The organism is Bradyrhizobium sp. LB13.1 (assembly GCF_054056815.1).
The window spans coordinates 5,584,840-5,605,208 of the sequence record NZ_JBSRYQ010000001.1 but is presented as its reverse complement, the minus strand read 5'-3'; the positions used below and the strand labels follow the sequence as shown (position 1 = coordinate 5,605,208).

Below are 20,369 nucleotides of genomic sequence, written 5' to 3'. Positions count from 1 at the left end.
CTCATGCTCACCGTCCATCATCTCGGCAAGTCGCAGTCTGAGCGTATCGTCTGGTTGTGCGAGGAGCTGGGGATTCCCTACGAGCTGAAGCGCTATACGCGCGATCCCGTCACCATGCTGGCTCCTGCCGAGTACAAGGCGCTGCATCCGGCTGGCACGGCGCCGGTGATCACCGACGGCGAGCTGGTGCTCGCGGAATCCGGGGCGGTCGTCGACTACATCGTTGCAAAACATGGCAACGGCCGACTCGTGCTCGGTCCCACTGACCCCGCCTTCGCTCAGTTTCTGTATTGGCTTCATTTCGCCAATGGCACCCTGCAACCCGGCATGGGGCGGATGATGATCCTGAGCCGGCTCGATCTCGCCAAGGACAATCCGACCCTGCTCGCGATGAAGGGGCGTCTCGATCGAGCCTACGATCTTCTCGATGCAAGGCTTCGCGAGGCCGAATACCTTGCGGGCAGCGCTTTCACGACCGCCGATATCATGACAGCTTTCTCGCTCACCACGATGCGCTACTTCCAGCCCTATGACCTGTCGCGCTGTCCGAACGTGGTCAAATATCTCGGCCGCATCAGCGCGCGGGGGCGGGCTATCGGCGTGCGATGGAGAAGGGCGATCCGGGCATGGCGTTGCTCTTGAACTGAACGGCGACGCGCAATCGATCACGCGATCCTGTTCGTGGTGGCGGCCCGCTCCGTGGCCAGCTGCTTCTGCAACCGATCGATGTTTTGCAGCAGGCGCTGGCTGGTCAGCACCAGGAAGTAGTAGCCGAACTGCGGATCCTGGAAGTAGATCTCGAGCAATCGGTCGTAGGTAATCGTCAGCACCTGCCCGTCTTCGATGCATTCGATCGTTCCGGTGCGCCGGTTGCCCGGCGTCAGGAAGCCGAGCTCTCCCATCAGCGCGCCCGGCATGATCTCGATATTGATCTCCTTGACCAGGAACTTGCCGGTGACGGTCAGGAGCATGTCCTTGGCTGGATCGCCTAGTTTGAAGAGCGTGTCGCCACGGCGGTATTTGCGTTCGGTCATGAACGGCTTGAGCCATTCGATCGACATGTCGCCTTCGGCCGCATGGCGCGCCTTTTCTTGACGAGCTTGAGCATCTGCCGCAGCCGCACGGCGTTGATCGGAAGCAGCAGCAGATAGAGCAGGAAGGTCGAGACGTTGGCTGAGAGCGCGCCGAAAACGGCGAAGAACGCGCAACCGACCATGTTGGCGACGCGCAGCGGCACCATCGTCCGCATCAGGAGGGTGGCGACGAAGAAACCGGCGCCGATCGCCGCGAACATATTGGCCAGCGTGATGTTGTGGACGAAGATCTCCAGCATCCGATTGAAAATCGCGTCGTAGGTGACGTTGTTCGGATCGAGGCCCATCTGGACCAGGATCTTCGCGATCTTCAGGTTATCCGTCGCCGCATCGAGAATGCGGTCGAGGATCGACGAAATGTCTGCGCTGCCGGACGGCATGGTACTATCCCCACGTAAGGCCTTCAGTCCTGGTCGGTATTCTCGACCCGTATAGCCGAAATCGAATGACGACCACTTGAATGAAGCCTCCGGCCGTCATGCCGCAAGAGGCAAATTTTAGCGGGATCGGTGGTTTCGGCAATTGCCTGTTTGGCCGTGGCGCCCCCGTGATTCGGGCCCACGGGGTACGAGCCTCGGCGTGGTGGACCTCGGCGCCCGACGGGGCGGGGGCGTGGGCGATCTCCGCCTTAGGGCTTGGCGGCGGGCTGCACGATCTGCTGCTCGACCAGGCCCAGGTGCCCCGGCAGCGAACCGGCGCGCAGCATCATGGCGACGCTGTTCGCTTCCTCCAGGGTGAAATTGCCGGAGATCTGGCCCGAACCGCCGGTGATGGGCTCGCGGATCACGGGGGCGGAGATCACCTTGCCGTCGAGCACGATGGCGAAGGGCTTCCCGATGTTCTCTTCGGTGACGTGGGCAAAGCGCCGCGTGCCGCGGCCGTTGAAGCGGAACGAGGCGATCGGGTCCTTCATGCCGCTTGCAAAACCCGGGCCTGCATAGCTGATGTCGTCGCCGTCGAGCACGCTGTCCTTGGTGACCAGATAAAGGCTCTTGTCCTTGAAGCCGGGCAGGACTTCCGTGCCTGCCGGCGGCGCGCCGGATTGCGCCTGCTCCGGCGGCATCGAGAGGTCGATCAGGCGGAAGCCGACCTTGACCTTTCGGGCGAAGACCGCGGTGACGCGCTCGGGCTCCATCACACCGGGCAGGAAGATGCGGATGCGATCGGTCCCGTCGGGCTGGACGCTGGCGAGCTGGACGCCGGCCTCCTTCAGACGCTGCTCGATCATGGCGATGGCATCTTCGACGAACTCGTGCAGCCGCGCGGAGGACGCGGCATCGGTCGGCGCGAGCCTGACCATTCCGTCGCCGCCGTCGGTCACGGCGAGTGCATACGACGGCAATCCCTCTGCGGCTGACGCGAGCTTGCGCGCGAGCTGCTCGCGGCCCTTGGCGTCGGCGATCTTCAACTCGACGCCGCCGTCGCGGATCGCAAGACCGGAGAAGGCGATCCGGCCCTCGCGCAGGTTCTTGTAGACGTCGTCGCGCAAATCCGTGACGACGCTCTCGCGCAGGCCATCGGTGTCCACCTTGTAGATGATGCGCGACCCGCCGAGCTTCTCCATCTTGTCGGCGACGAAGGCCGCGATCTTGGCGCGCATCTTGTCGAACTGGCCGTCCTCGGCGAGTGCCGCGCGGGGCAGGGCGATCGCCGATGCCATGATCGCAAGTGTCATGGCGAACGCGATGAAGGGCCGAGTGGCGCAATCCCGCAGGGGCGTAGTCATGATCACCTCAAGTCTTGCGGCAGGGCGCTGGCATGATGGTCCGATGCCAATTCTTGGTCCCCGGATATGGCCCGCAGGTTCAAAGGCCCGAGCCCGATCGTAGGGGACGTTAGGTCATGGACGAACGCCAAATCATCCATCATTCTGTCCGTGCTCGACCGGTCATCGGTCGAGGCCTCCTCGACCCAAAAAGTCAAAAGACAGGGCGCGGGGAATGCATCTGAGGGAGGACGGAATTCCATGGCGGGCATCCACGCGCTCGATCGGTTCATCGGCAGCGGCTATCCGGACCTGGCAACAGACGTAGAGGTTCGAGCCTTCGAGCAGGTCCCTTACGCCGATCGCGTCGCGGCCGAGAGCACCTACGACGCGATCAGGCTGGGTGCGGCGCGTAACCCCGACGGGCCGGCGATCCAGTTCCTGCAAAATGCCGATCCCGCCGACACGCCTGTCGTTGTGACATACCGCGATTTCATCGCGCGCGTCACGCAGGCCGCCAACATGTTTCACGCGCTCGGCGTCGAGAAGGGCGACGTTATCAGCTTCATGCTGCCGCTGGTGCCCGATGCCTTCGTGACGCTGTTCGGCGCGGAAGCCGCGGGCATCGCCAATCCCGTCAATCCGCTCTTGGAGCCGCACCAGATCGCGGAGATCCTGGAGGCAGCGAACACGAAAATTCTGGTGGCGCTGGGGCCGATGCCCGGCACTGACATCTGGCAGAAGGTCGAACAGATCCGCCCACGACTCAAGCATCTCAAGGCGGTCGTGCAGGTGTTCGGCGGCGGCGATCCGGCAAAGGGAATCTTTGCCTTCAGCGATCTGATCAAGCAGCAGCCGTCGGACCGGCTTATCAGCGGACGCAAGATTCTCGGCAGCGACATCGCGGCCTATTTCCACACTGGAGGCACCACCGGAACGCCAAAGCTGGTGCGGCACACCCATGCCAACCAGGTCTATCAGGCCTGGGCGCTCAATCTGCTGCTGAAGTCCAAGCCCGGCGCCAACATGCTGTTCGGCATGCCGCTGTTTCATGTCGGGGGTTCGCTGACCCAGGTGCTGCTGACGCTGTCCGCCGGCGGATCGCTGGTCGTGCTGTCGCCGAGCGGATGGCGCAATCCGAGTGCGGTGAAGAACATCTGGCAACTGGTCGAGCGCTTCAAGCCGGAGGCGCTGTCGAGCGTGCCGACGGTGCTCGCCGCGACGCTCGCGGTGCCGCCCGGCAATGCCGACATCTCCAGCCTGAGATATGCCGCCGGCGGCGGCTCGGCGATCCCGGTCGCGGTGGGGTCTGCGATCCAGGACAAGCTCAAGCTGCCGGTCGTCGAGGTCTACGGCATGACCGAGACCTCGAGCGTGCACACGCTGGCCTATCCGTCGCGGCCGATCCGGCTCGGCTCGGTCGGCCTGCCCATGCCTTACGCGCGGGTCCGCATCGTGCAACTCGATGCCGACGGCCGGCTGATCCGCGACTGCGCGCCGGACGAGATCGGTGTCGTCATCATGGCCGGGCCCGGCGTGTTCGGCGGCTATCTCAACGACGAGCACAACAAGGGCGCCTTCGTCGACGAGGTCTGGGTCAATTCCGGCGATCTCGGCCGGCTCGATGCCGACGGCTATCTCTGGATCACCGGCCGCGCCAAGGATCTCGTGATCCGCGGCGGCCACAACATCGATCCGGCGCCGATCGAGGAGATCATGTTCCGGCATCCCGCCGTCGGCTTTGCCGCGGTGGTCGGTCAGCCCGACGCCTATGCCGGCGAATTGCCGGTGGGTTACGTGCAGCTGAAGCCGGGTGCGACTGTCGAACCGGGCGAGTTGGAGACATGGGTGCGCGAGCGCACGCCGGAGCGCGCCGCCGTTCCGGTGCAGGTCATTCCGATCGACCCGATGCCTGTCACCGGCGTCGGCAAGGTATTCAAGCCGCAACTGCGCTGGGACGCAGCCCGGCGCGTGTTCACGAAGGTGCTGACACCGCTCGCCGAGCGCGGCATCGACTGCAAGGTCAGGGTCGGCGCTCACGGCAGCCACGGCTCGATCGCCACGGTTACGCTGGCGGGCCTGCCGGCTGATCAGCGCGAGGCGGTTGCGAGCGAGGTGCACGCACTGCTTGCACCGTTCGTGATGCGCCACGAGGTGGTGCAGATGTAACGGACCCAACAGCCGGCTTTGGCGTCAGCTGCGAAAGCAGAGCGACGCTTCGCCGCATTATCCATACCCCGATAGAGGGTCTTGTGTGACAATTATCACATAGGAAGAATTGGCAATCGGCCACGCTCCCGGATATTCTCATGGAATTGCATCCTGGGGGACGCAAGTGATTCCGTTTCGGTTATTTGCTTTGTTGATTTTGGCCATTGGCCTTGCCTGCGGACCGGCCCATGCGGACCGGCGGGTTGCGCTCGTGATCGGCAATTCCGCTTACAAGAGCGCTCCCAAGCTCGGCAATCCCGTGAACGATGCCACTCTGGTCGGCGGCATGTTCAAGAAGGCGGGCTTTGATTCCGTCGACGTCAGGCTGGATCTCAGTGCGAGCGAGATGCGGCGCATGTTGCGTGAGTTCGCCGGCAGGACCCGCGATGCGGATGTGGCGGTGATCTATTACGCCGGCCACGGCATCGAGCTGGAAGGCACCAACTATCTCATTCCGACCGATGCGACGCTGGAGACGGATGGCGACGTGCTCGACGAGACCATCCCGGTCGAGCGCGCGCTGTTCGCGGTCGAGCCGGCCAAGCAGCTGCGCCTGATCATCCTGGACGCGTGCCGCGACAATCCGTTTTCCAAGACCATGAAACGGACGCTGGCCTCCCGCGCGATCGGACGCGGGCTCGCCAAGGTCGAGCCGACCAGCCCCAACACCATGATCGCCTTCGCCGCGAAAGCGGGATCGACCGCGTCTGACGGCGACTCCAAGAACAGCCCGTTCGCCGTCGCCTTGGTCGAGCACCTGCCGAAGCCGGGCCTCGACCTGCGCAAGGCTTTCGGCTTCGTGCGCGACGACGTGCTCAAGAGCACGGGCTACAAGCAGGAGCCGTACGTGTACGGCTCGCTCGGTGGCGACGACGTGCCATTGGTTGCGGTCAAACCGGCCGCGTCTGGGGCGCAGGCCAACCCGCAGGATTCTATTCGCAGGGATTACGAGCTGGCGCTGCAGCTTGCCACGCGCGACGGTTGGGAAGCCTTCCTGGCGCAATATCCCGAAGGTTTTTATGCCAATCTGGCCAAGGGCCAGATGAACAAGATCGCCGCTGAAGAGACGCGGGCGTCCCGGCCGAGCAAAAGGCGAATGCGGCCGAGCAGCAGAAGGCAAGGCTTATTGCCGAACGCGCCCAGAAGACCGAGCAGGACAAGGCGGCCGCGGCGGCCAAAGCTGCCGAAGAGGCCCGGATCGCGGCGGAGAAGCAGAAGCAGATCGAGCAGGCTAGGGCGGACGCGGCGGAGCACCAGCGCAAGCTGGCTGAGGCTGCTGCGGCGAAAGCACAGGCCGAGAAGCAGGCGGCGGAGAAGGCCAAGGCCGAGCTTGCCGCCAAGCAGGCCGCCGAGAAGGCGGAGCAGGTGGCAAAGCCGACGGCCGATCGGCAGATGCCTGAGGTCGAGCAAAAAGTTGCAGTCCTTTCGCCGACGCCGGCATCCACATTGTCGGTGGTTGATCTGACAAAATCCCTACAGAGCGAATTGCGCCGTGTGGGCTGCCTGTCCACGACTGCGGACGGCGACTGGAGCGCCGCATCACAGCGCTCGCTCACGCTCTTCAACAAATATGCCGGCACCCAGCTCGACGCGAAGCTTGCAAGCATCGACGCGCTCGATGCGCTGAAAGCAAAACCCGGACGAGTCTGCCCGCTCATTTGCAATTTCGGCTTCAAGGCCGACGGCGATCAATGCGTGAAGATCACCTGCCGCGCCGGCTATCACGTCGGTGACGACAACGAGTGCGAGAAGATATCGGAGAAGAAGCCGGTCGCGACGCGCGAGGATTCGCGGAGGCGGGATACGGATCGCAAGGACACAGAGTCCACGCCATCGAAGCCGCAAGCATCTGGCCAGATATTCTGCAATTCCGCTGGCTGCCGCCCTGTCGGCAAGGGATGCAGAATAGAACGCGCCAGCACCTCTGATGCGAGCTCAGTGATGTCTGGCCGGACGAAAGAAGTGTGCAATTAGGGTATCACCTGAATGGCCGTATAGGCTTGAGCGTTTTCATGATTGTTAGAAACGTTTTGATACTGATATTCAGTCTTTGGCTGGGGTGCGGATCGGCCCAGGCCGACAAGCGCGTTGCGCTCGTCATCGGCAATTCCGCCTACAAGAACGCGCCGCGGCTCGCGAACCCGGTGAACGACGCCGGACTGGTCGGCGGCATGTTCAGGAATGCGGGTTTCGATACGGTCGAGATCAAGCTGGACCTCAATGCCAGCGAAATGCGGCGATCGCTACGCGAGTTCGCGGCCAGGACGCGCGATGCCGACATGGCGGTGATCTACTATGCGGGCCATGGCATCGAGCTGGACGGCAGCAACTACCTCGTTCCGACCGATGCCATGCTGGAAACCGATGGCGATGTCCTCGACGAGACGATCGCACTCGACCGCGCGCTGTACGCGGTCGAACCAGCCAAACAACTCCGTCTCGTCATCCTCGATGCCTGTCGCGACAACCCTTTCGCCAAGACGATGAAGCGCACCCTGGCCTCGCGCGCGATTGGTGGCGGGCTTGCCAAGGTCGAGCCGACCAGTCCGAACACGATGATCGCATTTGCGGCCAAGGCGGGGTCGACGGCGTCCGATGGCGACTCCCGGAACAGCCCGTTCGCGGTGGCGCTGACCGATCATCTGCCAAAGCCCGGGCTCGACTTGCGCAAGGCGTTCGGGTTTGTCCGTGACGACGTCTTGAAAAAGACCGGCAACAAGCAGGAGCCGTATGTCTATGGCTCCCTGGGCGGCAGCGATGTGCCGCTGGTGCCGGCAAGGCCGGCCGCCGCAGCCGGTCCGCAGGCAAATCCACAGGACAGTGTGCGCAAAGACTACGAGCTTGCCCTTCAGGCCGGCCTGCGTGAAGCCTGGGAAGCATTCCTCCAGACCTATCCGGAGGGCTTTTACGCCAACCTCGCCCGCGTGCAGTTGAAGAAGATTGCCGCCGAGGAGGATCGCACGCTGGCGACGGAGAAGGCGCGCCTGGCCGAACAGGAGAAGGCGAGGCTCGCGACCGAACGAGCCCAGAAGGCCGAGCTGGAGAAAGCGGCCGCCGCTGCGAAAGCCGCGGAAGAGGCGAGGATTGCGGCCGAGAAGGCCAAGCAGATCGAGCAGGCCAAGGCGGAGGTGGCCGAACGAGATCGCAAGGCGGCGGAAGCTGCCGCGGCCAAGTCGCTCGCGGAGAAGCGGGCGCTCGAGAAGGCGGCGACCGAGGCGGCAGCGAAGCAGGCGGCGGACAAGAAGGCGGCCGATGCCGAGGGTAGGAAAATCGCCGCGCTGTCGCCGCCGCCAAGTGATCCGCCGCCCGGCGACATCACGAAATCCGTGCAGAGCGAATTGCGTCGCGTCGGCTGCCTGTCCGCCGCTGCCGACGGCGACTGGAGCGCCGCATCGCAGCGCTCGCTGACACTGTTCAACAAATATGCCGGCACCCAGCTGGACGTGAAGCTTGCGAGCGTCGACGCGCTCGATGCGCTGAAGGCGAAGCCGGGACGCGTCTGCCCGCTTATATGCAATTTCGGCTTCAAGGCCGATGGCGATCAATGCGCGAAGATCGCCTGCCGCGCTGGCTACCGCGTCGGTGACGACAACGAGTGCGAGAAGATTCAGGAGAAGAAGCCGGTCGCAACGCGCGAGGATTCGAGGAGGCGGGATACGGACCGGAAGCAAACGGAGGCTGCGCCGTCGACGCCGCAGGCCTCCGGGCAAATGATCTGCAACAACGCCGGATGCAGGCCGATCGCCAAGGGATGCCGGCTCGGCACGGCCAATCATCCAGCCACTCCTACGGTCAAGCTACCCGCCGAAATATGCAATTGATGACGAAGCACAATTGCCGGGCTTCCGCCATCGGGCTCAGAGCTCTTGCTTCTCTTGTTCTTGCAAGCTGGCTCGGCTGTACCGCCGCGCAGGCCGAGAAGCGCGTTGCGCTCGTGATCGGCAATTCCGCCTACAAGAGCGCGCCCAAGCTCGGCAAGTAATTGGTACGGGGCAATCGCAGGGGAGCGGCGGTGTTGGGCAGCAGAGAGAGGTTTGCAACTGATCTGAAGCGGTAGCCTCGCGGTGGCATGGCTGGCAAGCCCGCCCCAAACCGCGCAGGATTATCTATTGTGGTTTGGTGCAGACGCCACGGGCCTCGATAGGGGGATACTCTTCGCCGAGTTACCCCGCCGGCATCCGCGTCTCCACCAGGCGTGCCCAATAGGACGCGCCGTGGCCGAGAATGTTGTCGTTGAAGATGTAGCTGGGGTGGTGGCACTCGTTGCCGTCGCCCATGCCGACCAGGATCATCGCGCCGGGGCGCGCTTCCAGCATGAACGAGAAGTCTTCGGCGCCCATCATGGGAATGAACTTGTCGTTGACGCGCTCGGCGCCGACGATGTCGCGGGCGACGTCAGCGGCAAGGCCGGCCTCGCGCGCATGGTTCATCGTCACCGGATACATGCGCGTGTATTTCGTCTCCGCCGAGCCGCCATAGGCACGGGCGACGCTGTCGGCGACCTCGCCGATGCGGCGTTCGACGAGATCGCGCACCTCAGGATCGAGCGTGCGCACAGTACCGCCGAGCTCGGCGATCTCCGGAATGATATTGAAGGCCGTGCCGGAGTGGAATTGCGTGATCGAGATGACGGCTGACTTCAGCGGATCGACGTTGCGCGCGACGATCGATTGCAGCGCGTTGACGATCTGTGCGCCGATCAGCACGCTGTCGATCGATTTGTGCGGACCCGCGCCGGCGTGGCCGCCCTTGCCGTGGACCGTGATCTGGATGTTGTCGGAGGAGGCGAGCATCGCACCCGGCGTGGTCGCGAAATGGCCCTCGGGCAGGCCCGGCATGTTGTGCATGCCGTAGACCTCCTGGATGTTCCAGCGCGTCATCAGCCCGTCCTCGACCATCGCCTTGCCGCCGCCGCCACCTTCCTCGGCGGGCTGGAAGATCACGATCGCGGTGCCGTCAAAGTTGCGCGTCTCGGCCAGATATTTGGCGGCGCCGAGCAGCATGGCGGTGTGGCCGTCATGGCCGCAGGCGTGCATTTTGCCGGGTACCTTGGAGGCGTAGGCGACGCCTGACGTCTCCATGATCGGCAGCGCGTCCATGTCGGCGCGCAGGCCAATGGTCTTGCCGGAGGCCGACTTGCGGCCGCGGATCACGCCGACGACGCCGGTGCGGCCGATGCCAGTCACCACCTCGTCGCAGCCGAACTCGCGCAAACGATCGGCGACGATGCCGGCGGTGCGATGGACGTCGTATTGCAGTTCCGGGTTCTCATGGAAGTCATGGCGCCAGGCGGCCATTTCGTCGGACAGGGCGGCAACGCGGTTGACGATCGGCATGGGGGCTCCGTCTCTGTTGTTGTTATTGTTGTAGCCGGATGAGCGAAGCGACATCCGGGATCTTTGTTGGCGGCTCCCCGGGTATCGCTGCGCTCACCCAGGCTACGGACTACGGACGCGACACTCAGCTTTCCCCGAACACGCGTTTGAAGATCGTGTCGACGTGCTTGAGGTGATAGCCGAGATCGAACTGCTCCTCGATCTCGGAGTCGGTGAGATATTTCTTCACCTCAGCGTCCTTCTTCAGGAGCTGGAGGAAGTCGCCTTCGCCGCGCCAGACCGGCATGGCATTGCGCTGCACGAGCTTGTAGGCGTCCTCGCGGCTGGCGCCCTTCTGCGTCAGCGCCAGCAGCACGCGCTGGGAGTGCACGAGGCCGCCGAGGCGGTCGAGGTTCTTCTGCATGTTGGCGGGATACACCAGCAGCTTGTCGATCAGGCCGGCGAGGCGCACCAGCGCGAAGTCGAGCGTCACGGTCGCGTCGGGGGCCATCATGCGCTCGGCGGAGGAATGCGAAATGTCGCGCTCGTGCCAGAGCACGACGTTCTCCAGCGCCGGTGTCACATAAGCGCGCACCATGCGCGAGAGGCCGGTGAGGTTCTCCGAGAGCACGGGGTTGCGCTTGTGCGGCATCGCGGACGAACCCTTCTGCCCTTCGGAGAAGAACTCTTCGGCCTCCAGCACCTCGGTGCGCTGCATGTGGCGGATCTCCACCGCGAAGCGCTCGACCGAGGAGGCGATCACACCGAGGACCGAGAAATACATCGCGTGGCGATCGCGCGGGATCACCTGCGTCGAGATCGGCTCGGGGACAAGGCCCATGGCCTTGGCGACGTGTTCTTCCACGCGCGGATCAATCTGCGCGAAGGTGCCGACGGCGCCGGAGATGGCGCAGGTCGCGACCTCTTTCCTCGCCGCGATCAGGCGCTCCTTGGCGCGCGTGAATTCGGCATAGGCATAAGCGAGCTTGAGACCGAAGGTCACGGGCTCGGCATGGATACCGTGGCTGCGGCCGATGGTGGGCGTCATCTTGTGCTCGAAGGCGCGCTTCTTCAGCGCCGCCAGCACCTTGTCGAGGTCGGCGAGCAGCAGGTCGGCTGCGCGGGTGAGCTGGACGTTGAGGCAAGTGTCGAGCACGTCGGAGGAGGTCATGCCCTGATGCACGAAGCGCGCCTCGGGGCCGACGATCTCGGCAAGGTGGGTGAGGAAGGCGATGACGTCGTGCTTGGTCTCGCGCTCGATCGCGTCGATGCGGGCGACGTCGAAGGTGACGTCCTTGGCCTTGGCCCAGACCGTTTTGGCGGCTTCCTTGGGGATCGTCCCGAGCTCGGCGAGGGCGTCAGCCGCGTGCGCCTCGATCTCGAACCAGATCTTGAACCGGGTCTGCGGTTCCCAGATCGAGGCCATTTCCGGGCGGGTATAGCGGGGGATCATTGGACTGCTCCAGGAAGGTGGGCGGGCGACCCAAGAGAGCGCTACCTGCCAAAATGCTTTTTACGCCGTGATTTAGCAGAGCGGAGAGGGCGAAACAAACGATCCGAGCCCGGGAAGAGGGAGATCGCCGAACTATCCACCGGACCAGCCGGCCCAAGGGCGGCCGGAGAGGAGGCCCGCAAAAATCGGCTGTCAATCACGGATCATTGACTGACAGATATTGAAATCTGTCAGCGAGACGTGTATATCCGTTCTTGGACGCTCCGATTGGGCGTCTCGTGGTTCTCCCCGAGGAGAAACCGCGGACGATTGGAGACTTAAGACAATGACGACCGAAATCATCAATCTGACCGGGACGATTGGGCATTGGCTCAATTTACTGGTGGCGCGCCAGATCGCGGCGCAGGCTGCAAAACTGCCTCATTAAGGCGAGAGCTTTCCGAAACGACCGGCACGGGCGCTTCGGAAAGCAGCTCCATCGCCGGGTAACTGAGCCCTCAACGGGACCATGGTGCTGGCATGAATGAAGCCGTTATCTTGACGCCGGAGCGGATCCTCGAAGTCACCGAGGACGTGTTGCGGCGCTACGGACTTGCCAAGGCCACCGTGGTCGACGTTGCCCGTGCGCTCGATGTGAGCCACGGCAGCGTCTACCGCCATTTCCCGAGCAAGGCCTCGCTGCGCGAGGCCGTTGCCAAACGTTGGCTGGACCGTATCGACGCGCCGTTGCTGGCGATCGCCGAGGAGCAGGGTCCGGCGCCAGTCAGGCTCGACCGCTGGCTGCGCACGCTGTTCGACGCCAAGCGTTCGCGCGTGCTCGACGACCCCGAGATGTTCGACACCTATCTGACCCTGGCGCGCGAGGCCTGCGCAGCCGTCAGGTGTCACAAGGACACCATGATCGACCAGATCGGGGCGATCCTGACCGACGGCGTGAAGCAGGGCGTGTTCGAGGTTGGCGACGTCAAGGCAACCGCGCGCGCCATGTTCGATGCCACCGTCCGCTTCCACCATCCGGCCCACGCCGACGAGTGGAAGGACGCCGATCTGCCGGCGCGCGTCGATGCGACGCTGGCGCTGCTGTTGCGCGGATTGAAGGCTTAGGCCGAACAACCCACCCGCTCCAAAGCCAGCGGTAGCCGACCTGGCCGGCGTTTGTTATCCCCCCACCTTATGTGCAAGGGCACCATCGCGGAGCGAACGCGGATGGTGAGATTTTTTCCGCCCACCAAGCGCGGCACCGGCCAATGGCACGACCGGCGGGCTTTCCGGATACGCATTGACTTCAATTTCGACAAGGTCCTTCGCCCGCTTTCGAAGCCGGTAGAATGCAAGCTCTTGTCCGAGCAGGGGGCAGTGGAATCGAATCGTTGCTGTGTCTGGCAGGCGGCAGAGTTCATCGATGAGCTCGCCGACAGTGATGATCGCGGGATAGGTGGCTTCGCGGATAGCCTTACTCATGGCGGAACTCCTTCGCTCTGGTACTAACCAGAGTTCGACCGCCTCCGTTCCAATCCGCATCGCTAAGGCGATCGAAATATTCTTGGAGGCCCCGCGTGCGGAGGAGGGCTCTGCGCGCCCTGTGTCCAGGGACGGGCGAACACTTAGATCTTCGTCAGCCCGCAAGCCGCGGCGAGCCGCACGAGCTGCGCATCCGTGCGCGCGCCGGTCTTGGTCTTGATCAGATAGTGATAGTTCTGCACCGTCTTGACGCTGAGATTGAGATGCGTCGCGATCTGTTCGGTGGTGGCGCCGCCCGCGAACTGGCGCAGGATCTCGATCTCGCGTTCTCCCAGTTGATCCAGCGCCGAGCCCGCCGAGAGGCTGTCCTCGGCCAGGATGTGCGCGATGTCGTCGCTCATGGCGCGTTCGCCGCGGGCAACGCTGCGGATCGCGGATACGACCGCGGACGGCTCGCTGCTCTTGGTGACGAAGCCGCTGGCGCCGGCACTGAAGGCGGCTTTCACCAGCACGGCCTCGTTGTGCATGGTGAAAACGAGGATGCGCGCCCGCGGGCTGCGCGCGCGGATGTTGCGGATCGCCTCCAGCCCGCTCGCGCCGGGCATCGAGATATCGAGCACGACGACGTCAGGATCGCGCGCCTTGAAGGCGCTGTAGGCATCCGCGGCGTTATCGGCTTCCGCCACGACATGCAGATCGCCCTGGCTTTCCAGCACGCGCCGGTAGCCTTGCCGCACGATCGGATGGTCGTCGACCAGCAGCACGGAGATTCCTGTTGCCGCAATCTCGTTCATCCCGGCCTCATGCGGCGAGCGGGATGGTGGCGGCGACACTGAGGCCGCGATGGGCGGGCAGGATCGACAATGATCCGCCCGCCGCAGCGATGCGCTCGCGGATGCCGGTGAGGCCGAAGCCGGCCGACTGCGCCACGCGTACCGCATCGCCGCCGCCGTCGTCCTCGACACTGATCAGCAATGCATCGTCATCGCCCGTGCGCCGCTCGACGCGCAGGGAAATCTCGCGTGCCGCGCCGTGGCGCAATGCGTTGGTCAGGCACTCCTGCGCGACGCGATAGGCGGTGGTGGCGGCCGGGCCGCTGATGTCGGTGAGGTCGCCCTTGAGATCGAGCTGGATCGTCGGCCGCGCCGCGCTCTGCGAACGCCAGCTATCCACCAAATTCACCAGGCTCGCCTCCAGTCCAAGCTCTGCGGGAAGGGGATTGCGCAGGCGCTTCAGCGCGTCGCGCAGCGAGGCCATCAGATGATGCGTGGCCTGCGAGATCATCCGCGCGTCCTGCGCGATGCCGTTGTCCTTGTCTTCCTTCGTGCCCGCCGTCTCGATGGTGTTGGCGAAGGCGAGGATGGCCGAGAGATTTTGCCCGAACTCGTCGTGCAGTTCGCGGGCGAGCGCGCGGCGCTCATCGTCGCGGATCTCGATCAGGCGCCGCGTCAGCGCCGCGCGCTGTTCGGTCGCTTCCTCCAGCCGGCCGCCGAGCTCGCCGACGGCGCTGCCGATCATCGCCAGCTCCATCGAGCGGAAGCGCGGCAGTTTCGTGCGATACTGACCGCGCGCCATGCGCTGCAAGGCGGTCACGATCGTGCGCGCCGGCGCCAGCGCATGCGCGATCGCGAGCGAAGCCAGCAGTGCGATCGCCGCCGCCATCAAAAGCGCGACGTCGATCACGTTGAGGATGTACTCCCAGGCGAGCGAGATGGCGGCCGCGGCATCCGGCGTCGCGACCACCGTTCCGGCGGTCGCCGCGCGAGGACTGACGGGCCGTATCACTTCGGCGTGGCTGCCGAGGAAGGTCGGCACGATCGATGCGAACCAGCGCGGCGGCGTCTTGCCTAGCCCCTCGCTCTGGCCGCAGAGCGGCTTTTCGAACGCGATGACCGGCTGGAACTCGACGCAGACGCCGGGCGAGATCAGCTTCATCGTCTCCAGCGTGCGCCACTCCGGAACCGGCAGAAGCTGCTCGCGTGTTCTGCTGCTACGCAACAAGAATTCGTGCCAGTACAGCGCCTGAAGCGCCTGCGCGACCCGTTGCGCCGAGGCCGCGGTCGCCCGGTCGACGCTGCGATAGGCGTCGAACGTCGCCCAGACGGTCGCCGCTCCAAGGCAGAGCGCGACGATAAGAAACAGACGGGCGACAAGCTCAAGCACAAGGCGCATGCGATCACCCCAAAGTTTGGTAAGGTCAGCCTAACAACGCCGCCGCGCCTTGCCAATTGCGAGGTATGGCAGGATGGCAGCTCGGGCAAATTTCCCAAGCCGGATTGGGCATGGCTCTTTGGACCGGGCGCGGCGGCTTTGATCTAATGGGCGGGAAATCGCGGTAGGCCAATCTTTGCAGGCCAGGAGCAGTGCAGCATGAGTTCGATGACGATTGGACCGATCGCGGGGACCGCGACCGACCCATCCGAGCGCAGCGCGCTCCTGTTCTGGATGATCTTCACCGGGCTTTCGGTCTTCGCCGTCGTGCTGCTGTGGCGCTTCGGCCTGATCCGTCTGATGTTGTCGTCGGACCGCACCTACATTTCCAGCGTGATCGCGCTGCTCTATGTCCTCACCTGCGGTCACTGCTTCCTGCGCACGCGGGCAATTGCCCGCGAGGGCGCGGCGGCCCGGCGCTGCCGCGCGGTGCTCGCGGCGCCCGAGGGCGGCAAGGCGCTGGACGCCGGCGCGACCGCGCTGCCGCGCGGGCTGGTGCGGGACCACATCGAGAGTCTCGTGACCAAGGCCACGGCGCAGGACTACCGTCCGGTCGACCAGACGCTGTTATTGCGGACGCTCGCCGATCGCCTGCGCGGGTCAAACGGCTTCGGGGCCTTCGTCTCGGATACGCTGATGAAGCTCGGCCTGCTCGGCACCATCGTCGGCTTCATCATCATGCTGGCGCCGATCGCGGGGCTCGACGCCGCCGACAAGGTCGCAATGCGATCCTCGATGGGGCTGATGAGCGATGGCATGGCGGTCGCGATGTACACGACGCTGGCGGGCCTCGTCGGCTCGATCCTGGTCCGCATCCAGTATTACATGCTGGACGCCGCGACCCAGAAGGTGTTCTCGGACGCGGTGGTGCTGACCGAGACCTATGTGACGCCGGTACTGGAGCGCAAGGGCGCTGGAACGCCGTCATGATGGATGACTTTGGTCTCTATCCGCGCGAGGAGCCGTTCGATCCCCTGGGCGTGATGCTGTTCAAGGCGCTCCAGGTGATCGCGTTCCTGTTCTTCCTCGCACTGCTCGCGGTCTCGCCGGATGCCAAGGACGGCAAGATCGACTCCAAGGCCGAGTTCATGATCACGCTGGACTGGCCGGACAGCCATCCCGACGATCTCGACCTGTTCGTGCAGGATCCCGCCGGCAACATCGCCTGGTATCGCCACCGCGAGGCCGGCTTCCTGACGCTCGACCGCGATGACCGCGGCGGGGCCAACGACTTCATCATGGTCAACGGCAAGAAGATCGCCTCGCCGATCCGCGAGGAGATCGTCACGGTGCGCGGCATCGTTCCCGGCGAATACACCGTCAACGTATCGCATTTCGTGGCGACGACCGGCGTCCCGGTCGAGGCCAATGTGAAGGTGCAGAAGCTCAATCCGACGGCGCAGGTGGTCTTCGACAACAAGTTCATGCTCGATCACACCGGCGACGAGAAGACCGCGGTGCGGTTCCGGCTCGATGCCGAAGGCAAGGTGGTCAATGTGGACCAGCGGCCGAAATCGCTGCTCGAGACCTTTCGCAGCGGCTGGCGCAACGGCGCCGATCTCGACCCGAGCACCGGTGTGAGCAAGAACGCTGCGAGGGTGCGCCGTGACTAGCCTGCAAACGATCATCCTCACGCTATCGATAGCCTACACCGTCATCGGCGCGCTGCTGCTGATCGTGCTGGTCTATGCGCGGCTGCACTGGTCGTTCAAGGCAGTCGCGGTGGTCGTGACCAGTGCGTTCTATGTCGTGAGCTTCACGGAAATGCGCGGGCTGCTCGGCTGGGCCAGCGCCGATCGGCTGCCGGGGAACTTCAAGCTGCTGAAGTCCCGCATCGTCGAGCCGCATTCGTTGGAGGGCGATCCCGGCTCGATCTATCTGTGGGTCGAGCAACTGGATGAGGACAATCGCCCAAGCGGCATCCCCCGAGCCTTCCGCATCCCCTACAACGACAGGCTGGCCGACAAGACCCATGCAGCGGAGAACGAGATCGCGCTGGGACATCCGCAAGGCGGCCGCGCCGCCGATTTCGGCGGCGGCGACGGCAGCCTCATCGACATGGTCCGGGAATATGTGACGCCCAAGACCATCATGGAGACGAGCGGCGGCGATTCCTCGACCGGCGAGTTCAGCGCTCCGCAGGCCGGCGCGCAAGGCGCCGGTTTCACCCCTGTGCCGCCACCCCGGATGCCGCCCAAGGACGAGCAATAGGCCCTTCACCCTCGCCGCAGGGACCCGCTGGAAAACCGAACCGCGCAGACGCATCTTGACGTCGCTCAATTTGGCCTTATCGGCTTCCGACAAGACATTTGGGGTGGAGGGTGCGTGCTTCTCGCTGTCTTCTCGGATATCCATGGCAACCGGCAGGCGTTCGAGGCGTGCCTGAAGGTCGCGCGGGCGCGTGGCGCCGAGCGATTCATCCTGCTCGGCGACTTCGTCGGCTATGGCGCCGATCCGGAATGGGTGGTGGATACCGCGATGGAGCTGGTTGCCCAAGGCGCCGTCGCCGTGCGCGGCAACCATGACCAGGCGGTCAATTCCTCGGCCGAGACGATGAATGCCGAGGCGCAGATCGCGATCGAATGGACCCGCGGTCGGCTCGACACCGTGCAGCGCCGGTTCCTGGCGGAATTGCCGATGCTGGTGCAGGACGGCGATCGCCTGTTCGTGCATTCGGAAGCCTCCAGCCCCCGAAGCTGGCACTATGTCCGATCGACGGCGGACGCCGCCAAGAGCCTGATCGCGACGCCGGCCCATGTCACGTTCTGCGGCCACATCCACCGTCCGGCGATCTATTCGATGTCGGTGACGGCGAAGATGTCGGGATTGGTGCCCAAGACCGACGTCTCCGTACCGCTACTGCGCGGGCGGCAATGGCTTGCGGTGCTCGGCTCGGTCGGCCAGCCACGTGATAGCGATCCATCCGCCGCTTTCGTGCTGTTCGACACGGTCTCTTGCCTGATCACCTATTGCCGCGCGCCCTACGATGTCGAGACGGCCGCGAACCGGATCCGCGAGAACGGCCTGCCACGTTGGCTTGCCGACCGGCTGTCGCAGGGGCGCTAGAGGCGATGCCGAAACCCCTGGTCAAATCAGGCGCAGAGATCAACGGCTACACCATCTGCGAATGCATCCATGCCGGCGGGATGGCGACGCTGTGGACGGTCACCTATCCCGGCATCGACGTGCCGCTGCTGATGAAGATTCCGCGGGTGTCGGAGGGCGAGGACCCTGCGGCGATCGTCTCCTTCGAGATGGAGATGATGATCCTGCCGCGGCTGGCCGGGCCGCATGTACCTTCATGTTTCGGCACCGGCGATTTCGCCCACCAGGCTTATGTCGTGATCGAGCGCATCTCCGGGACCACGCTCTACAAGCGATTGCCCGACTTGCCGCTGCCGTATGACGAGGCGCGGCGGCTCGTCGCCAGGATCGCGACGGGGCTCGCCGATTTGCACCGGCAGAACGTGATCCACCACGACATCAAGCCGAGCAGCATCATGTTCCGCGAGAGCGGCGAGGCCGTGCTGATCGACTATGGCCTGTCGCACCACAACCATCTGCCGGATCTGCTGCAGGAGGAATTCCGCCTGCCTTACGGCACTGCGCCCTATATGGCGCCGGAACGGCTGTCAGGCGTGCGCGATGATCCGCGCAGCGATCTGTTTTCGCTCGGCGTGCTGCTCTATTTCTTCACGACGGGCGAGCGTCCCTTTGGCGAGGGCGAGACGCTGCGTGCGATGAGGAGGAGGCTGTGGCGCGATCCGTACCCGCCGCGCGGCTTACGCGCCGACTATCCGCCCTGGCTCCAGGAGGTCGTGCTGAGGTGCCTCGAGATCGAGCCGGTGTGGCGCTATCCGACGGCGTCACAGCTTGCGTTCGATCTCGCCCATCCCGACCAGATCAAGCTCACCGCGCGTTCGGAGCGGCTGAAGCGCGATCCGCTCAGCGTCGCCTGGCGCCGCCGGTTCAACCAGGGTGTCATGGCGCCCCGCGCGAAATCGGATGTCGCAGCCCAAATCGCATCGAGTCCGATCCTCGCGGTTGCGCTCGAGACGGTGGAAGGCGCGCCGGAGCTGAACGAGGCGCTGCGCGTCACCACCGAGCGCATTCTCGCGACGCTGCCGTCGGCGCGGCTCGCTTGCGTCAACGTGCTCAAGCTCAACCGGATCGCGATCGATCGGACGCTCGACGAGCAGGGCTCCAACAAGCATATTGACCGCCTGGTGGCGCTGAGGCATTGGGCGACGCCGCTCAAGCTGGATGAGAGCCGGCTGTCGGTTCATGTGCTGGAAGCGGTCGATCCCGCTGCGGCGCTCCTGGAATTCGCCGAGGTCAACCAGGTCGACCACCTCATCATTGGCGCGCGGCAGAGCTCGTTCCGCCGCACGCTGCTCGGCAGCGTCTCGGCCAAGGTGGCCTCGGAAGCGGCCTGCACTGTCACCGTGGTGCGGCCGCCGCGGCTGGCTGCGGATGCGGGCGAGGAGGCCGGATAGGGCCGTGCTCTGGATGCTGGAAGGTTCAGGCCGCGTGGGCGGAGCGCTTGCGGCGGATCGGCCAGGAGAACTGGGGGCCGGGCTCGCCGTGATCCGCGCTGCCGCCGAAGAACTGGATGAGCTCGCGGCAGGGCTCGCAGTTGAAGAGGTTACGCGACGCGGATGCCTTGGTCATTTCCTTCAGGCAGTTCGGGCAGTGCGGCTTCATGTGCTTGGTCCAGAAAAGAATTCAATGCCGGCGCGGTGACCGGAGCGGGTGATCCAGGTCCGCCGCTTCGGGCCCGGTGTCGTCGCGCATCTCGCCTTCGGAGCGTTCGAGCCGGCCGAAGAAATAATCGAGGTCCGGGTGCGGGCGCCGCGGAATGCGGCGCCTGCGCTTCGGCTGACGCTTCACGAGCGCGAACTGCACTTGCGTCAGATCCA

The 20,369-nt window shown here is 64.6% G+C and carries 17 protein-coding genes and 3 pseudogenes; 11 read left to right on the top strand and 9 right to left on the bottom strand.

The genetic code is table 11. The features are described 5' to 3' along the window. Positions 1-3: 3 nt before the first annotated feature. A pseudogene (locus ACVWYI_RS27235) lies at positions 4-647 on the top strand (glutathione S-transferase family protein). An 18-nt stretch (positions 648-665) separates the two neighbouring features. Here ACVWYI_RS27235 and ACVWYI_RS27230 read toward each other — a convergent pair. Next, positions 666-1,474, bottom strand: a pseudogene (locus tag ACVWYI_RS27230) (Crp/Fnr family transcriptional regulator). Positions 1,475-1,722: 248 nt separating this feature from the next. After that, positions 1,723-2,820 (bottom strand): SecDF P1 head subdomain-containing protein, encoded by a 1,098-nt coding sequence (locus tag ACVWYI_RS27225; RefSeq protein ID WP_456663662.1) that lies wholly within the window; start codon positions 2,818-2,820, stop codon positions 1,723-1,725. A gap of 240 nt (positions 2,821-3,060) precedes the next feature. Here ACVWYI_RS27225 and ACVWYI_RS27220 point away from each other — a divergent pair, with 240 nt between their 5' ends. From ACVWYI_RS27220 to ACVWYI_RS27205, 4 genes and pseudogenes are all read left to right on the top strand, one after another. Next, on the top strand, positions 3,061-4,968 hold the full coding sequence (locus ACVWYI_RS27220) for an acyl-CoA synthetase (protein WP_456663661.1): 1,908 nt from the start codon (positions 3,061-3,063) through the stop codon (positions 4,966-4,968). Positions 4,969-5,134: 166 nt separating this feature from the next. Further along, positions 5,135-6,984: pseudogene (locus ACVWYI_RS27215) on the top strand (caspase family protein). 38 nt (positions 6,985-7,022) lie between these two features. Beyond that, positions 7,023-8,831 carry a caspase family protein gene (locus ACVWYI_RS27210; protein ID WP_456663660.1) on the top strand — a complete coding sequence of 603 codons (1,809 nt, stop codon included), beginning with the start codon at positions 7,023-7,025 and terminating at the stop codon, positions 8,829-8,831. Next, positions 8,831-8,992, top strand: a complete 162-nt coding sequence (locus tag ACVWYI_RS27205; protein ID WP_456664637.1) for a hypothetical protein — start codon at positions 8,831-8,833, stop codon at positions 8,990-8,992. The genes ACVWYI_RS27210 and ACVWYI_RS27205 overlap by 1 nt, the downstream gene beginning before the upstream one ends. A 181-nt stretch (positions 8,993-9,173) precedes the next feature. Here ACVWYI_RS27205 and ACVWYI_RS27200 read toward each other — a convergent pair whose 3' ends face one another. Together ACVWYI_RS27200 and purB are read right to left on the bottom strand one after the other, a co-directional pair. Further along, positions 9,174-10,346, bottom strand: coding sequence for a M20 aminoacylase family protein (locus ACVWYI_RS27200; RefSeq protein ID WP_354103940.1), 1,173 nt, complete (start codon positions 10,344-10,346; stop codon positions 9,174-9,176). 124 nt (positions 10,347-10,470) lie between these two features. Next, a complete protein-coding gene (gene purB, locus ACVWYI_RS27195) occupies positions 10,471-11,778 on the bottom strand; it encodes an adenylosuccinate lyase (protein WP_456663659.1) in 1,308 nt (435 codons plus the stop codon). 519 nt (positions 11,779-12,297) lie between these two features. Between purB and ACVWYI_RS27190 the strand changes: the two genes are divergently transcribed. Further along, positions 12,298-12,882: a TetR family transcriptional regulator gene (locus tag ACVWYI_RS27190; protein ID WP_247339089.1), complete on the top strand. Its 585-nt coding sequence runs from the start codon at positions 12,298-12,300 to the stop codon at positions 12,880-12,882. 54 nt (positions 12,883-12,936) lie between these two features. Here ACVWYI_RS27190 and ACVWYI_RS27185 read toward each other — a convergent pair whose 3' ends face one another. The 3 genes from ACVWYI_RS27185 to ACVWYI_RS27175 all read right to left on the bottom strand — a co-directional run bounded on the left by ACVWYI_RS27185 (position 12,937) and on the right by ACVWYI_RS27175 (position 15,411). Next, positions 12,937-13,239 (bottom strand): hypothetical protein, encoded by a 303-nt coding sequence (locus ACVWYI_RS27185; protein ID WP_247339087.1) that lies wholly within the window; start codon positions 13,237-13,239, stop codon positions 12,937-12,939. Positions 13,240-13,382: 143 nt separating this feature from the next. Continuing rightward, the gene (locus ACVWYI_RS27180; RefSeq protein ID WP_247444486.1) at positions 13,383-14,033 is read right to left on the bottom strand and encodes a response regulator; all 651 of its coding nucleotides are present in this window, start codon (positions 14,031-14,033) and stop codon (positions 13,383-13,385) included. 7 nt (positions 14,034-14,040) lie between these two features. Further along, positions 14,041-15,411: a sensor histidine kinase gene (locus tag ACVWYI_RS27175; protein WP_456663658.1), complete on the bottom strand. Its 1,371-nt coding sequence runs from the start codon at positions 15,409-15,411 to the stop codon at positions 14,041-14,043. Positions 15,412-15,609: 198 nt separating this feature from the next. On the opposite strand from ACVWYI_RS27175, the gene ACVWYI_RS27170 reads away from it, so the two are divergent. The 5 genes from ACVWYI_RS27170 to ACVWYI_RS27150 all read left to right on the top strand — a co-directional run bounded on the left by ACVWYI_RS27170 (position 15,610) and on the right by ACVWYI_RS27150 (position 19,946). Continuing rightward, entirely contained in the window at positions 15,610-16,380 is a 771-nt protein-coding gene (locus ACVWYI_RS27170; RefSeq protein ID WP_247444488.1) for a MotA/TolQ/ExbB proton channel family protein, read from the top strand. Continuing rightward, positions 16,377-17,063: a hypothetical protein gene (locus ACVWYI_RS27165; protein WP_247339081.1), complete on the top strand. Its 687-nt coding sequence runs from the start codon at positions 16,377-16,379 to the stop codon at positions 17,061-17,063. Before ACVWYI_RS27170 ends, ACVWYI_RS27165 begins: the two co-directional genes overlap by 4 nt. Then, a complete protein-coding gene (locus ACVWYI_RS27160; protein ID WP_247339080.1) occupies positions 17,056-17,661 on the top strand; it encodes a hypothetical protein in 606 nt (201 codons plus the stop codon). Before ACVWYI_RS27165 ends, ACVWYI_RS27160 begins: the two co-directional genes overlap by 8 nt. A gap of 114 nt (positions 17,662-17,775) precedes the next feature. Then, the gene (locus ACVWYI_RS27155; RefSeq protein WP_247444490.1) at positions 17,776-18,516 is read left to right on the top strand and encodes a metallophosphoesterase family protein; all 741 of its coding nucleotides are present in this window, start codon (positions 17,776-17,778) and stop codon (positions 18,514-18,516) included. A 5-nt stretch (positions 18,517-18,521) separates the two neighbouring features. Then, positions 18,522-19,946 (top strand): serine/threonine protein kinase, encoded by a 1,425-nt coding sequence (locus tag ACVWYI_RS27150; RefSeq protein ID WP_456663657.1) that lies wholly within the window; start codon positions 18,522-18,524, stop codon positions 19,944-19,946. A 25-nt stretch (positions 19,947-19,971) separates the two neighbouring features. Here ACVWYI_RS27150 and ACVWYI_RS27145 read toward each other — a convergent pair whose 3' ends face one another. Next, on the bottom strand, positions 19,972-20,154 hold the full coding sequence (locus tag ACVWYI_RS27145) for a hypothetical protein (RefSeq protein ID WP_247339077.1): 183 nt from the start codon (positions 20,152-20,154) through the stop codon (positions 19,972-19,974). A gap of 21 nt (positions 20,155-20,175) precedes the next feature. Further along, positions 20,176-20,355, bottom strand: coding sequence for a hypothetical protein (locus ACVWYI_RS27140; RefSeq protein ID WP_456663656.1), 180 nt, complete (start codon positions 20,353-20,355; stop codon positions 20,176-20,178). Positions 20,356-20,369: the final 14 nt, after the last annotated feature.